Below are 14,818 nucleotides of genomic sequence, written 5' to 3' on the forward strand. Positions count from 1 at the left end.
ATTATTTCTTTAATCTTTAAGAAATATTTGAATATCGTTTTGAGATGATGCTAGTTTCATTAAAGTTCGTGACGCTTCAGAACGTTTTGGAATTGTAATCTCACCTTTTTTCCCAATTCTAACTGAAGTCACATAGTTATCATGAACATAAATATCAGCATGCATTGAAGAATATTCTCTGCCAACAGTTAAAACTAACCCGCTCTTAGATTCTGAAAAATGAAAAGATATTTCATTAGATGAATTTTTAGATTCATAACGATTAGAATTAGTCTTTTCAACTACATCAATGTGTATTTTTAGCACTTTTTCAATCTCACTAATGTTAGAACCACCTTTTCCGATAATTGATGCCATTGATTGTTTATCTACTAAGATTTTGGCTCGATTGTCAGACAATATCTCAACTTCTACTCTAGGATCATATTTCCTAAAGAGCTCGCGTATTTTGTCTTCTGCAAGTTTTTCAATACCTACTTTTTGTACTTTTTTTGATACTGGAACTATGACATTCTCTTCACCAAATGTGTAAATTTCATGCTCAAGCACATGATCTGCAAAATTTCTAATCTCAATTACTGGTCTTGCCAAATCAGATTCGGTCATTCCAGTTGGAACCTTAACCACAAGCTCCAAATCATATATTTTTCCTATTGTGCCATCTTTAACAAAAACTACAGTATCAATAACATTTGGAATTATTCCTAACTCGATTTTTCCGATAAAACGTTGTATTGCATCCAAAGGAGAGTTGGCATGTACAACACCGACCATGCCAACACCAGTGAGTCGTAGATCAGCAAACGTTCGAAAGTCTTCTCTTCGTCTTACCTCATCAAAGATTGTGTAATCAGGACGAACTAATAATAAAATATCAGCAGTGTTATCAAAACTACCATCAAGCTTTGTGTATTGAGTAATTCCTGGATCCACTTGCAAATCACGTGGAGATTCAAATGTTTTTACAATCTTTCCAGTATTGTGATAAAAATTGGCAAGGCTAGATGCAAGAGTACTTTTTCCAGAACCTGGAGGACCAGAAATTATGATGCCTTCAGCCCTATCAGAGAATCGCTTCATTAATTCTTCAGAAATAGTATAATCATCCAAAGTCAATTTCACGATAGGATGAACGATTGTGATTTCAAATGCTTCAGAAAACGGAGGCTTGGTAATTGCAATTCTATAATCATTGTACTGAATTACATATGCACCAGTTTTTGAGATTTCAACAGTACTAGAATCAGAAGCAGTAGTCTCTAAAATTTGAGAGGTAATTAGTTGGAGATATTCACGGGTTAAAATTTCATCGTTTATTTTTGTCAAAACAAATGACCCAGGTTTTCCTTTTTTTGCCATTGGTGTCATGTTCTCTTTTAGGTGTACACTCATTGTTTCAGAGTCAAAAAATTTTAAAAATTCCAAAGTAATATTTTTAGGAATTGGTTTTACAAACACAGATTCCAATCCTTCGGCCTGTGCCACTAGATGTTGAACATTATCAGAAGTATACAGAATTGCTTGATTTTGTTTTGCAACATCTTTGATTATCGCATCAATTCTACCAGAACCAGCCATACGAATATCCTCAGAAGTTGGGTGCGAGCCTGAAAGTGATATGACCAACTCAAAATTACCGGATATTTCTTTAAGTTTTTTTATTACTTCCAAACCAATAAAACCCTGTTCTTTTTTCTGAGATGCTTGTGATTGTAATTCATCAAAAACTGCTTGAGGTATAATGATTTCAGAATTTTTAATTTTTCCTGATTCAATCAATATAATTAGCTGTCCATTAATTATGATACTAGTATCTACAACAATCTTCGACAAATCTTCTATCAATTTTAATTAAAGTTAGATCCTAAATTACTTTGCCAAAACATCCGAAACAACTTTCAATATGTTGTTAAAATTAAATGGTTTTGAAATATAAGATGAGGCACCAAAATCCAAACATTGCTGAATAACTTTCTGATCATCACTTGCAGTAACCAAGATAATCTTGGCTTTTGGATCTTTTGAGAGTATTTCTTTAACAACAGTAAATCCATCTTTTTTAGGCATTGCTAAATCTAAAAGTAACAAGTCAGGATTAAATTTGAAAAAAAAATCTACACTTTCTGCACCATCTTTTGCCTCACATACAATATTATGTTCACCTATAGACAAAATATCTTTTAAGACAAGTCTAATTGCATCAGAATCATCGGCAATCATGATGTTTCCCATTAAATCATCTTAAACTGACAGGTAATTAAAAAGGTTGATCAGATAAAAGTAGAAGATATTTGGAAAATCTTTTGTTTTATTTCATTCAAATTAATATCGGATTGAGTCATAGATTTCTTCATAGCATCAACTGAAATGATAAGAGATTCAAATATTTCATCAGTTATTGTCTCATCTGTTATCTTTTTTAACAGAGAATCAAGCATTGATGATAGAGCACCCAATTCCTCTTTTCCCATCATTGGAGCCAATCCTTTGATTTTGTGAGTTGATTTTTGAATTTTGGAGGCATTAGCAGATACATCTAGAGGAGTATGACAAGCACTTAAGATATTAGAAATTGTAGAAATTTCATCGTTTATTTCAGCAGTAGCAACCTTAAGAAATTCATTAGACATATTGGTACAAATAAAGAAACCATGCTCATTATTTTTATACTCTATGGTAAGAGTTAGACAGTGTGAAGATAATCAACAAGACATATGTCTTGGTTCTAATATTAATTGTTGCAGCAATAATTAATTTATTATTGCTTTATGAATCACAACAAATAGACAATTCGCTCTCAAATTCAATTATCAAAACAGGGGACCTGAAAGTAGATGCAGAGCATATTTCATCTTTAGCAATATCTGTAGCAAATGGAGACATCAATGATAAAGAGAATCTAAATAATGCAATAAAAGACATAGATGAATTTCTATTGAAATTAGAAAACGGTGGAAGTGTTAATGGACAACAACTACAAAAAATTCCAACAGGGTTAACTGAAGAATATAATAAAATGAAGACATCTTGGGAATCATACAGAGAAAAAATAATAAAAGTAGAAAAAACATCGGTTTTTGATCGAGAAGCAACAAATGCCATGAATTATGTTCTACAAAAAAATGGCGAACTTGTATTATCAACAAAAACAGTATCGGATGAATTATCAAATCTAGATAGAGATTATAATAGACATAAAGAAATTGCAAAAGAATTAGAAAAATCGGCAATAGAGATAGGACAGTTAACATTGTTAATTTCAATTGGAGAAGAGGATAACATACAACAAAAATTGAAAAATGAGAGAATAGCATTCGAAATAGAACTAAGGAAACTGCTAGGAATACCAACAGAAGAATTAGATGTTGAAAGCGTAGGAAAAACAAATGAAGAGTTAATTCCAATTCCTAGGGAGAATTCAAATGAATTACGAAAAATTGATCCTTTGTGGGAAGCATTACAAGCAAGAATAATTATTCTTGAAGAAAGAGCTCTTTTATCTCCAGATTTTAATTTGGCAAAAAATGAAATGATTCAACAAAAATCAATTTTGTTTTCAAGTATAGATGATATCTTATTGTCATGGAATGCCGAAATTGTAAAAAATAGTCAAGAAGGACAAATCATCATTCAAGCATTATTGTTAATTGATGTAGGAGTATTCTTTTTGGTGTTATTCATCATTCGTCAATCATTATTACCTTTAGGATTAATTACAAATGCACTTTCAGAAATAAAAGAAGGTACGTATGGAAGAAAAATAGAATACAATAAAGCAGATGAAGTTGGAACCTTAGTAGACACATTTAACGTGATGTCAAACACAATTAAAGAAAAAGATGAACAAACTAAGAAAACAGATATTGCAAAAGATGAATTTTTAGCAATGATCACTCATGAATTAAAAACACCACTAGTACCTATTCAAGGATATGCAGATATTTTACTAAGTGAGCATTTAGGAAAATTAACAGACAAACAAAAAGAAAGAATCAGCATCATAAAAACAAGTTCAGAGACATTACTATCAATTATATCAGATTTACTTGATGCTCAAAAATTAGAATTAGGTCAACTTAGAATGAAAAAAGAAACACATAATATTAAAAATACTATCGTTGAAGCGCTAGCAGATTTTGAGCCAGATTTACAAAAAAAGAAAATAACAAAAATCATAGACTTGCAAGATGTCCAAATTGATTATGACCCAGTTAGAATAAAACAAGTTCTTACTAATTTAATCAAAAATAGCTTAAACGTAATACAGCCAGAAGTTGGAAAAATTGAGATTACAATGAAAATTCTACCACAGAATATTCAAATTAGTGTAAAAGACAACGGGATTGGAATACCATTAGAAAAACAACAAGACTTGTTTAAGAAATTTTATCAGGTGGATGCAACATTAACAAGAGAAAAAGGAGGCAGCGGTTTAGGATTAGCAATATGCAAAGGAATAGTTGAAAGTCATGACGGTACAATTTCTGTGAAAAGTGTTCCAAATCAAGGAGCAGAATTTACAATAACTCTACCGAAAAATTCACAACCAACAAAGTCCCCAATTGACATTAGTTAAAGAAAACAAACTTTCTTAACTAAAATCACTCACTCTCCCTAAAAAATGGATTTTTTAGAATTAAAAATAATGAATCAAGATAATCACACAGATGAAAAAAATGGGGAATTTTATGAAAATTGTGCTATATATTTTGAATTTCTACGTAAAAAAGGACGTACTGATTACAATTTTGAAGATGAGTATTACTTTACCATGCCTGCCATATCAAGTCATTAATTCAAAATATAAGATTAATTTTATCAATTTAATATAGAATAAATTCTCAGATTAAAGTACTATCGAATATGTCTTCAGATAGGTTGTAAAAATGAAATACCAAACAAATAGAACATACAACCAATAAGAATAACTTACAATCAACAATATGCCAGATAATGAGAACATGAATGAAGAATTAGAAACAATAAGACAAAATGTCAAAACATGTACTAAATGCAAACTTTCCACAACAAGAACAAATTCAGTACCAGGGAAAGGAAATTTTAAAGCAGATGTAATTTTCGTAGGAGAGGCGCCTGGAAAAAATGAAGATCAGAGGGGGGAGCCATTTGTAGGAATAGCTGGTCAAAGACTCAACAGTGCATTAGAAAATGCTGGAATATCCAGAGAGTCGATTTACATCACAAACATTGTGAAATGCAGACCACCAAAAAATAGAGTTCCTTCTATTTCTGAAAGAGATGCATGTGATAATTATCTTCAAAAAGAAATAGCAATAATAAAACCAAAAATAATTTGTATTTTAGGAAATACTGCATTTAATTCGATCTTAGGAGGTTCTGAAATTATAAAACATAGAGGAAAAATTGTAAAAAAAGACAAACAGATTTATTTTCTGACAGTACATCCTGCGGCAACAATTTACAATCAAGAATTAATCACAGTATTAAAAGAAGACATCATAAAATTATTTGATTTAATCAGAGAGTTAAAAAACAACAAACAAATTTCAATAGACATTGACTATACTACCTAGAACATTTTATACAAAAGATACGGTTACAGTTGCAAAAAATTTACTAGGAAAAAAAATAGTTCGTAAGATAGGTAGAAAAGAAATCTCAGGAATAATAGTAGAAACTGAAGCGTACAGGCATAAAGACGACCCAGCAAGTCATGCGTTTAGAAATATTACTGAAAGAAACAAAGTGATGTTTGGAGAAGTAGGAAAAGCGTATGTCTATTTTACGTATGGAATGCATTATTGTTTTAACATCGTTGCAAGAAATTCAAGATTTGAGGCAGGCGCTGTATTGATTAGAGCAATCACTCCTGAAAAAGGAATAGAAATTATGGAAAAAAATAGAGGCATGAAAGATTCAAAAAGATTAACAGATGGACCTGCAAAATTAACTCAGGCACTAGGAATTACAAAAAAACATTACGGGTTAGATCTAACAATAAACTCAGAATTATTCATCGCAGAGGGAATAAAAATATCAAGTAAAATCATTTCCAGTCCAAGAATTGGAATTAAAAACGCTACCGACAGATTATGGAATTTTAAAATTGGAACACGATAAATTTATTTTTCATTATTTTTATCTAATGTCCAAGGTACAAATCGGCCCAAAATTTTTTCCCAGTTTAATCTCAAAAGTAAAACAACAACAACAGTCATCATAATTCCAAATACAATAATTCCAACATATACCGTAGTCACATCAGTAATATCTTCAAGATATGGTTGTACTAATGACATTCCAAGATGATGAGAAATAAAAACAATAGAATAGCTAAGAACCAGTTTACCAGCAAGTGTGGCTATGAAAAATCGTTTTGGATTGTATTTTGCAAGTCCTAGTGGAACATAAATCAAGTCATCAGGTATAGGAGTTGCTGCTGCAAAAAATGCAGCCCCTGCACCATATCGTTTTACTAATCTTTCAAATGGTCGCATTCTCTTTCTAGTTTTTTCACTAATAATACGGCGCCCTTGATAACTTACATAAAAGATAATTTGTTTTGCAGCAGTTGCAGCTAGTGCAGAAAGAATTGCCAATACATGAAGATCGAATTGATCACCTACAGACATTGAAGCAAGAAAAATAAATCCAGGTAGAGGAATAAATGGAATTAAAGAACCAAAAAAATTAACCAATACTAAGCCAAGATACCCAATTTCAGGAGCAAATGGAAAAATTGCTGAAAAATCCACAAAACAATCAGCAGATAGGCATTATTTATTAAAAGCGAACTGATAATTATTTTTCAAAATACACCACAATCATTAAAATATCATCTTTTTACAACAAAATAGATGATAAAAAAAGAGTATGTAAAAATCTGTGATGAAATATCAGGAATTAGTCCATTTATTAGATTTGTAGGCATAGTTGGAAAGGGAGGAGAACTCTTGGCATACAAAAGAAGACCTGAATTGACCCCACTTTTAGATGCAAAAAACACCCAGTATCAGTTTTCACACATTGCAATAAAAACAGACTTGGAAGAATTCTTTGATAAAAATCTTGGAGAAGTGGAATTTGTATGGGAGGAAAGAAAAAAAGTTCAGACAATATCATTTGCGATTAAAAAAGTTAGAGTATGGATATCAATTGATAAAAAAGTAATACGTTCAGAGATGCTACGAATAATTGATTCATGCTTGCCAATTGTAAAAAAACATGCAAAGGCATAGACCACAATTTATAAAAAATAGATTTTAGAATACCACCATTAACTTTTTTAGAATATTTATTTTAAGAAACCCATGGAAGAAATTGATGAAATTAAAGAAGTAATAAATAAAATAAACATGAGAAATTCAGGTTCTAAAGATTATCAAAAAATGAAAATTGAAGAGTTAAGTGCAAATATGAGAGAGGTTATGAAGTTTCAACAAGATATAATTCAAAGAATTGAAGATTTTGAAGTAAAAGGATTACAACATGATTTAACAAATTATGCAAAAACTATTTGCAAAAACACAACAGAAAGAGAAATACTAAAAATTCAAGACGTTTATCTAAAAAAAATTGAAACAGAATATCTAAAATAAGAAATTATGACTGATCATACAACCAACAGCGAACATAGCCAGTGTCTGTTTTAAATTTAGGTGGAACCATTTTACATTTATCTATTGCAAGTGGGCATCTCTCAATAAATCTACATTGAGTTGCAGGTTCCATAAGACTAGGAGGATTACCTTTGATGTATTTAGGAATATTTCCTTTTAATGTTGGAATTGATTCCAGTAGTCCCTGGGTATAAGGATGCTTTGGATTTTTGTAAATTTCATAAGATGAACCAAACTCTACCATTTGTCCACCATACATGATTCCAATTTTATCAGCAATTTCAGATAAAACTGCCAAATCATGTGTGATTAACATAATTGACATTCCTTCTTTTTTGAGTTTTTTCAAGAGGTTAATAATTTGAGCCTGAATTAATACATCAAGTGCAGTTGTAGGTTCATCAGCAATTACAAATTTTGGTTCAAGCAATAATGCCATAGCAATTATCACTCTTTGTTTCATTCCTCCACTTAGCTCATGAGGGTATTTTTTTAAAATAACATCATCCAAACTGACAGAATGCAGTGCGTTTAGAATTGCATCATCAAAGTTTCCTGCAAAATTATGTTGATTTAGAACTTCAACAAATTGTTCACGAATGGTAAACACAGGATCAAGAGAATTCATAGCTCCTTGAAATATCATTGAAATTTTTTTCCATCTGAATTTTCTAGTAAAGTCAGATTCAGATATATCCAATATCGAAGTATCGTCTAGAATTATTTTGCCATTTGCTTTACCTCCCAAAAGCATTCTAACAATAGAAAGACCCAAAGTGCTTTTTCCACAAGCACTTTCACCTGCAATACCTATAGATTCACCATCGCTTAAATTAAAATCGACGTCATCTACTGCATATACTGAACCTTTTGATGTATGATATTGAGCTGAAAGCCCATTGACGATTAATACCACGTATTTAGTAAAATCAAACTAGAATTTCTGTCTTGCACTAAATAGTTAAAAAATTTAGCCATAAAAAAATATCACCATAATTTACCATATTTTTGTAATAGTGTTTTTGCATCACCAATTAAGGTATCTAATGTATGAGAATCATAATTTGCACCTGTAAAATCAGTGTCAGTAAGAATTGCACCATCAAAGTTAGTATGTCTTAGATTCACTCCGCTAAGATTTGCATTGGTCAAATTAGCACTTCTCAGATCAGCATAAAACAAGTCAGCCCCTCTAAGGTCAGCATCTTGAAGATCTGCACCATATAGTTCGGTGTCCCAAAGTTTTGCATTGGAAAGATTTGTGCCTCTCATATTTGCACCTCGTAGTTTGACATAAAACAAGATTGCATTATGGAGATTAGCCTCGCTTAAATCACTACTACTCAAGTCAGCATTATGGATATCTCTATTTTGAAGATCAACACCGCACATAATTGAATCAGACATATTTCTTCCAATGAGATCTTCATAATCAAAATTAATGTTGGTAAGATTTCGTTTTCGAAAAACATCAGATGAATTCATACAACATAGCAAAAGACATCACATTTGAATTTAGATAAAAACATGTTAGAGTGATTTTTTACTAAGGCGATCAATTAACCAAATTTGCTTATGAATAGATGAATAATTCAAAGATCAATAATGGGATTCGCTAAGGGATATAAACAACTTTACAGAAAGAAAAAAATCGATTCAAATGAAACTACCAATATGTAATTTTGATGCAAAAAATGCGGTGCTTTGCCCAAAATGTGAAAACAATGTAGAAACAGGGATAATTACAAAGGCAGATGCAGATGCATCAATTATTCTTGCAAAGTTGGCAAAATCAAATCCAACTATCGATAAATTTTCACTTTATTCATGTAAAGAATTCAATGGAAATTATGTACTGGCACTAGCCAAGAACGACATTATGGTAATTCGACAAAGCCGTGTACTCTATAGATTACTTCAAGATCAATTCAAAGGAAAAATATGGCTTGTAGAAGCTGATGAAGATGATAAAAAATTCATAGAAGATTTGTTTTTTCCAACAAAAATTTTGTCAATTAATTCAGTTTGGGCGCCTGGTGGAGTCCAAAAGACAAAAGCAGTTGTATCTGGAAAATGGACTCCAAGATTTCCAATCGATACAAATAAGATAATTCAAATTGTCAAAAATGCCCGAAACCTTGACATTGAGATAGAATTTGAAGAAAAAAGACGGTGAAAATAGTGGGATTTGTTAAAACTCATGATGTTATAGAACTAGACGCCACCCTTATTGGAAAAGAAGTGGTGCTTGGGGGATGGGTAGAGGATCTCCGAAAATTAGGAAAAATGACATTCATCACACTAAGAGATGTTTCTGGAATTTCTCAAATCATAGTAAAGGGTGAGTTAAATGATAATCTAGGAGAAATAAACCGTCAAAGTGTAATTAGTGTAAAAGGAATAGTACAAGAAACAAAGGCAAGAGATTTTGCTTTTGAAATAAAAGCAGAAGAGATAGAAATTTTAGCAAAAGCGATTCACCCATTGCCAGTTGATCCAATTGGAAGACTAGAAAGTAATATCGATACAAGATTGAATCATCGTGCATTAGATATGAGAAATCAGAAAACGGCATCAATTTTTAAATTAAGACATTTTGTTTTAGAAACATTACGTAAAACTTTATCAGGAAAAAAATTTATCGAGATCACAACGCCAAAAATAATTGGTAGTGCAAGTGAAGGAGGTGCAAATTTATTCTCATTAGATTATTTTGGTAAGACAGCATACCTTGCACAAAGTCCACAGCTATACAAAGAACAAATGACAATAGGGTTAGAAAGAGTGTATGAGATTTCAAATTTCTATAGAGCTGAAAATTCACATACAGGTCGTCATCTTAGCGAGTTTACAAGTGTAGACATTGAAGCGGCGTTTATGGATTACAATGATGTAATGGATATTTTAGAATCACTAGTAATGGAAGTTTACAAAATAACTTCCGAGAAATGTAAAAAAGAACAAGAAGAAATTGGGCATATAATTGAAATTCCAAAATCCCCTTTTGAAAGAATAACATACACTCAAGTTATTGAGGAATTAAAAAAAGCAGGTGAAAAAGTAGAATTCGGCGATGACTTGCTTGATTCACATCTAAGAATAATTGGAAAGAAACACCCAGGATTTTATTTCCTAACAGATTGGCCAATGAAGCTAAAACCATTTTACATTAGAGAAAAGGATGAAGATCCAAAATTGTCACGCTCATTTGATCTTCAATTTGGATATCTAGAGTTATCTTCAGGAGGAACAAGACTTCATAATACAGACGTACTAAAAGCAAGACTCAAAGAACAGGGTCTTGATCCTGCTCAATTTGCTGACCATCTGCAGACATTTGATTGGGGAATGCCTCCACATTCAGGTTGGGGAATGGGTTTGGACAGATTAATGACCACATTAATTGGCATAGATAATGTTAGAGAAGTTGTACTGTATCCAAGAGATCCAGACAGATTGAGTCCATAAATTCAGATTTTTATTATAAAACAACAACAGAAATTACATGATAGAACAAACGGATGCAAAAAAAGTAGTAGAAGTGATAGGAAATAATCTGATAGGAGTCTCACATGACTCCAACAGCTTTCAAAAATTACCAGATTCTTTTTGGGGTTATTTTGCAAGAGGGCATGATACAAAAGGGACATTTGGCGTGATAGTCACTTATTCAGAAGACGGAAAGGATGTGGATGAGTTAATCAAAATGTATGAAGAGTGGGCTAATAAAAATAAAAGTAAAGAATCCAAATGAATTATTTGGTTTCTTTTAGGAGCTTTCTATACTCATGACACTCTTTACAAATAGGTTTTCCCTTGTACTTTGGATTTCCATCTGTGATTTTTAAAGTGCCTTGATTTATTTTACAAATAACACAAACAACCATCATTAGATTTTGGAATCAGCAATTTATAAAAATTGGCAATTTGTTTAATTATGAAATAAAGTAACGCTTACAAAAGAAGTAACAGCTCTGAAAATGGATAAACAAGTTAACAAAATAGACATAAATCAATCTTTAAAGTTTTTAAAAATGCCAACTAGATAATCAAATTATTTACACATTTGAGAAGTTAATTAAAAATAAGAGTATCATTTATGGATACAAATCAACAAGCATTTTTGTGGATGGTAAAAACTCAGAAAAAAATTCATGAAGAATACATTGAGAGAATATCTAAAGCATATTAGTAATTGCTTGAGTAAATTCAGATGTAGATTTTGTACCGCCTATATCTTTAGTTTTAACACCAGTTTTTACTAAATTAAAAATCGTAGATTCTAATTTTTGTCCAACTTCAAGACATTTTGAATCATTATTTTTTGTACCAAGCCAATCAAGCATCATTTTGATAGATAAGAGAAACGATGAGGGATTTGCAATATTCTTTCCAGCAATATCAAATGCGGCTCCATGAACTGGTTCAAATAAGGCAAAATTATCGCCAATATTTGCTGCGGGTGCCATACCTAATCCACCAACAACTTGAGAAGATTCATCAGATAAAATATCACCAAACAAGTTAGTAGTTACTATAACATCAAATTGTTCAGGTTGACGAATTAGATTCATTGCACATGCATCAACATACATTTGTTCAAATAAAATATCAGGATAGTTTTTTGAAACTTCAGTGCATGAACTAGCAAATAACCCGTCAGTAATTCGCATGACATTTGATTTATGAACACATGTAACTTTTTTCATAGAATTTCGTTGTTTTGCAGTTTCAAATGCATATTTTGCAATTCTCTTAGATGCATTTTCTGAAATTATTCTTAATGCAACAGCTGAATCCCCCAAGCTAAATTCCTTACCAGTGTAAAGATCCTCGGTGTTTTCTCTAACAATCACCATATCAATATCATCCCGCAATGCAGGCATATGTGGGTAAGATTTTGCAGGTCTGATATTGGCATACAAATCAAGTATCCTTCGTAAAACAACAATGACATCAGCAGCTGATTCGCCAACTGGGGCCTTCAAACATGCATCTGATTTTTTTATAGTATCAACTGTTTCATCAGGTAATGCTTTACCTGATTCTTTAAGGGCTTTATCGCCAGCTGATAATTTTGTAACATCAAATTTTAATCCGAGCTTGTCATTTATGGCATTAATCACAGAAACTGCAGATTCAGATAATTCAGGACCAATTCCATCACCAGTAATTAATGAAATTTTATACATAATAGAACAGTATCTCAATACAATTTTAGGATTATCTTACCTGTTTTTCCTGAAGCATTTTTTTGAGCATTATTCTATTAATCGCATCAATCACTGCCTTAACAGATGTTGTTACAATATCTTCACCAACAGATTTTGCTGAGACTTTGTTTCCAAAAGCATCCTCTACTTTTACTGTAACCTCACATAATGCACTAGAACCACCAGAAATTGATGCCAACCCATAATCTTTAATTCTAATTTCAGAAATCTTTCCGGTAATTTTTTGAATGGCATTTAATGCAGCATCTACTGGACCGACTCCATAATCAGTTCCAATGTGATCCTGACCGTCAATGTTTAATTTTACAAATGCATAAGGCATTGTTCCAATTCCAGTTGAAACTGAGAATCCAGTTAGCTGAACAATTCGTTTGAGTTCTTTTTCTCCCAATACATCACTTGCAATTGATAACAATTCAACATCTGTGATTTGTTTTCCAGCATCACCTAATGTTTTGACTTTATCTAAGATTTGTTTAGATTGTTCTTCTGTAGGTTTTACTCCATATTCTGCAAGCATTGCATTCATTCCATGAATTCCAGCATGTTTTCCAACTTGGAGCCATCGCTTTCTTCCAACTAATTCAGGACTGATTGGCTCGTATGTAAGCGGATTGCTTAGTACACCGTGTGTATGAATACCGGATTCATGACCAAATGCGTTTGTTCCAACTATTGCTTTGTTTGGTTGAACAATAATTCCCACAGTCTTTGAGATAAACCGTGATGTATCATAAATTAATTCAGATTTGATATTAGTCTCATATTTTTTCTCAAATGGAAGACATTTCAAAGCCATTGAAAATTCTTCTAATGATGCATTCCCTGCTCTTTCTCCAATTCCATTAATTGTTACATGTGCACAAGAAGCTCCAGCATGAATTCCCGCTAATGAATTTGCAACTGCCAAACCAAAGTCATTATGACAATGAACACTTACCGGAAGTTTTGTAACCTCCACAGTATCTTTTGTTAATACTGCCATGTATTCAGGAGTAGAATATCCAACTGTATCAGGAATGTTGACTCTATCAGCTCCTGCTTTTGCAACATCACCAAATACTTTTTTTAAGAATTCTCGGTCAGTTCGGGTAGCATCTTCAGCTGAAAACTCTACTTGAAGACCTCTTGACTTTCCATATTCTACTGCTTCTATTGCTTTTTCAAGTGCTTGTTCTCTTGTCATTTTGAGTTTGTATTGTAAGTGAATATCAGAAGTTGCAATGAATGTGTGAATGTAATTTAATCCTGCATCAACTGCGGCATCAATATCGTTTTTAATGGTTCTAGTCAATCCAGCAATCTCACACGATAATCCTGCAGCAGCAATCATTTTGACAGCTTTGAATTCACCTGCAGAAATTACTGGAAACCCTGCTTCAATTGCATCAACCCCTAATTCATCTAGTTTTTTTGCAATCGCTAGTTTTTGATCTGGGGATAAGGAGACTCCAATTGTTTGTTCTCCATCTCTTAATGTTGTATCAAAAATTCTAATTTTCATGCTCCGCTCCTCTGTAAAGCGGCAACACCAGTTCTGGCAACATCAATGATTCCAAATGGTTTTACCAATTCTTCAAATGCTCTAATTTGATCAGGTGTAGCAGTCAATTCTACCATCATGGAGTCTTTTCTAACATCATGAATTTTGCCACCATACGCATTTGCTAATTTGTTTACTTCCATACTATCATTAGCATTACCGAGTTTTATCTTAAAAATACTTAGTTCACGATATACTGTTTTGTGCTCATCTAAGTGCCTTACCTCTAATGTATCAATCATTTTATCAAGCTGCTTTACAATTTGTTCAACTTGTTTTTCATCACCATACGTGGTAATTGTCATTCTTGAATATTCAGGATTGTCAGTGACACCTACGGAAATGCTATCAATGTTGAAATTTCTGGATCTAAAAAGATGAGTAACTTTAAACAAGATTCCAGGTTTGTTTTCAACTAATAAAGTAAGAATTGCCCACAT

General features: G+C 32.1%; 17 protein-coding genes. 8 read left to right on the forward strand and 9 right to left on the reverse strand.

Features of this window, described 5'->3' with window-relative positions; all coding sequences use genetic code 11:
* Positions 1 to 9: 9 nt before the first annotated feature.
* Genes MY1_RS05695 through MY1_RS05705 form a run of 3 tightly spaced genes read right to left on the reverse strand, consistent with a single transcriptional unit; the run spans position 10 to position 2,630 of the window.
* Positions 10 to 1,833, reverse strand: coding sequence for a PINc/VapC family ATPase (locus MY1_RS05695; RefSeq protein WP_048110439.1), 1,824 nt, complete (start codon positions 1,831 to 1,833; stop codon positions 10 to 12).
* A gap of 36 nt (positions 1,834 to 1,869) precedes the next feature.
* Positions 1,870 to 2,232 (reverse strand): response regulator, encoded by a 363-nt coding sequence (locus MY1_RS05700; protein WP_048109847.1) that lies wholly within the window; start codon positions 2,230 to 2,232, stop codon positions 1,870 to 1,872.
* Between the two features lie 38 nt (positions 2,233 to 2,270).
* Complete coding sequence (locus tag MY1_RS05705) at positions 2,271 to 2,630, reverse strand: Hpt domain-containing protein (RefSeq protein WP_007550868.1); 360 nt, start codon at positions 2,628 to 2,630, stop codon at positions 2,271 to 2,273.
* Positions 2,631 to 2,692: 62 nt separating this feature from the next.
* Here MY1_RS05705 and MY1_RS05710 point away from each other — a divergent pair, with 62 nt between their 5' ends.
* The 3 genes from MY1_RS05710 to MY1_RS05720 all read left to right on the forward strand — a co-directional run bounded on the left by MY1_RS05710 (position 2,693) and on the right by MY1_RS05720 (position 6,102).
* Entirely contained in the window at positions 2,693 to 4,576 is a 1,884-nt protein-coding gene (locus tag MY1_RS05710; RefSeq protein ID WP_007550869.1) for a sensor histidine kinase, read from the forward strand.
* A 367-nt stretch (positions 4,577 to 4,943) separates the two neighbouring features.
* Positions 4,944 to 5,555, forward strand: a complete 612-nt coding sequence (locus MY1_RS05715; protein WP_007550872.1) for a uracil-DNA glycosylase — start codon at positions 4,944 to 4,946, stop codon at positions 5,553 to 5,555.
* Entirely contained in the window at positions 5,539 to 6,102 is a 564-nt protein-coding gene (locus tag MY1_RS05720) for a DNA-3-methyladenine glycosylase (RefSeq protein ID WP_007550874.1), read from the forward strand. Before MY1_RS05715 ends, MY1_RS05720 begins: the two co-directional genes overlap by 17 nt.
* 2 nt (positions 6,103 to 6,104) lie before the next feature.
* Here MY1_RS05720 and MY1_RS05725 read toward each other — a convergent pair whose 3' ends face one another.
* Positions 6,105 to 6,737 carry a VTT domain-containing protein gene (locus MY1_RS05725; protein ID WP_007550876.1) on the reverse strand — a complete coding sequence of 211 codons (633 nt, stop codon included), beginning with the start codon at positions 6,735 to 6,737 and terminating at the stop codon, positions 6,105 to 6,107.
* A 102-nt stretch (positions 6,738 to 6,839) separates the two neighbouring features.
* Between MY1_RS05725 and MY1_RS05730 the strand changes: the two genes are divergently transcribed.
* Both MY1_RS05730 and MY1_RS05735 read left to right on the forward strand, forming a co-directional pair.
* A complete protein-coding gene (locus MY1_RS05730; protein WP_007550877.1) occupies positions 6,840 to 7,220 on the forward strand; it encodes a DUF6659 family protein in 381 nt (126 codons plus the stop codon).
* Positions 7,221 to 7,292: 72 nt separating this feature from the next.
* On the forward strand, positions 7,293 to 7,580 hold the full coding sequence (locus MY1_RS05735; protein ID WP_007550878.1) for a hypothetical protein: 288 nt from the start codon (positions 7,293 to 7,295) through the stop codon (positions 7,578 to 7,580).
* 4 nt (positions 7,581 to 7,584) lie between these two features.
* On the opposite strand, the gene MY1_RS05740 is transcribed toward MY1_RS05735, so the two are convergent.
* Positions 7,585 to 8,517 (reverse strand): ABC transporter ATP-binding protein, encoded by a 933-nt coding sequence (locus tag MY1_RS05740; RefSeq protein WP_007550879.1) that lies wholly within the window; start codon positions 8,515 to 8,517, stop codon positions 7,585 to 7,587.
* Positions 8,518 to 8,588: 71 nt separating this feature from the next.
* Positions 8,589 to 9,086 carry a pentapeptide repeat-containing protein gene (locus tag MY1_RS05745; protein WP_048109852.1) on the reverse strand — a complete coding sequence of 166 codons (498 nt, stop codon included), beginning with the start codon at positions 9,084 to 9,086 and terminating at the stop codon, positions 8,589 to 8,591.
* A 175-nt stretch (positions 9,087 to 9,261) separates the two neighbouring features.
* Here MY1_RS05745 and MY1_RS05750 point away from each other — a divergent pair, with 175 nt between their 5' ends.
* From MY1_RS05750 to MY1_RS05760, 3 genes are read left to right on the forward strand one after another with little or no spacing between them, the layout of a single operon-like run.
* A complete protein-coding gene (locus MY1_RS05750) occupies positions 9,262 to 9,777 on the forward strand; it encodes a hypothetical protein (RefSeq protein ID WP_007550881.1) in 516 nt (171 codons plus the stop codon).
* Between the two features lie 5 nt (positions 9,778 to 9,782).
* Positions 9,783 to 11,069 carry an aspartate--tRNA(Asn) ligase gene (aspS, locus tag MY1_RS05755; RefSeq protein ID WP_048110443.1) on the forward strand — a complete coding sequence of 429 codons (1,287 nt, stop codon included), beginning with the start codon at positions 9,783 to 9,785 and terminating at the stop codon, positions 11,067 to 11,069.
* Positions 11,070 to 11,106: 37 nt separating this feature from the next.
* Positions 11,107 to 11,355, forward strand: a complete 249-nt coding sequence (locus tag MY1_RS05760; RefSeq protein WP_007550883.1) for a hypothetical protein — start codon at positions 11,107 to 11,109, stop codon at positions 11,353 to 11,355.
* A gap of 424 nt (positions 11,356 to 11,779) precedes the next feature.
* Here MY1_RS05760 and MY1_RS05765 read toward each other — a convergent pair whose 3' ends face one another.
* Genes MY1_RS05765 through ilvN form a run of 3 tightly spaced genes read right to left on the reverse strand, consistent with a single transcriptional unit; the run spans position 11,780 to position 14,818 of the window.
* Complete coding sequence (locus MY1_RS05765; RefSeq protein WP_007550885.1) at positions 11,780 to 12,793, reverse strand: isocitrate/isopropylmalate dehydrogenase family protein; 1,014 nt, start codon at positions 12,791 to 12,793, stop codon at positions 11,780 to 11,782.
* A gap of 31 nt (positions 12,794 to 12,824) precedes the next feature.
* Positions 12,825 to 14,339 carry a 2-isopropylmalate synthase gene (locus MY1_RS05770; RefSeq protein WP_007550887.1) on the reverse strand — a complete coding sequence of 505 codons (1,515 nt, stop codon included), beginning with the start codon at positions 14,337 to 14,339 and terminating at the stop codon, positions 12,825 to 12,827.
* A complete protein-coding gene (ilvN, locus tag MY1_RS05775) occupies positions 14,336 to 14,818 on the reverse strand; it encodes an acetolactate synthase small subunit (protein WP_007550888.1) in 483 nt (160 codons plus the stop codon). The genes MY1_RS05770 and ilvN overlap by 4 nt, the downstream gene beginning before the upstream one ends.

It is taken from the genome of Nitrosarchaeum koreense MY1, from assembly GCF_000220175.1.
Classification (GTDB): Archaea; Thermoproteota; Nitrososphaeria; order Nitrososphaerales; family Nitrosopumilaceae; genus Nitrosarchaeum; species Nitrosarchaeum koreense.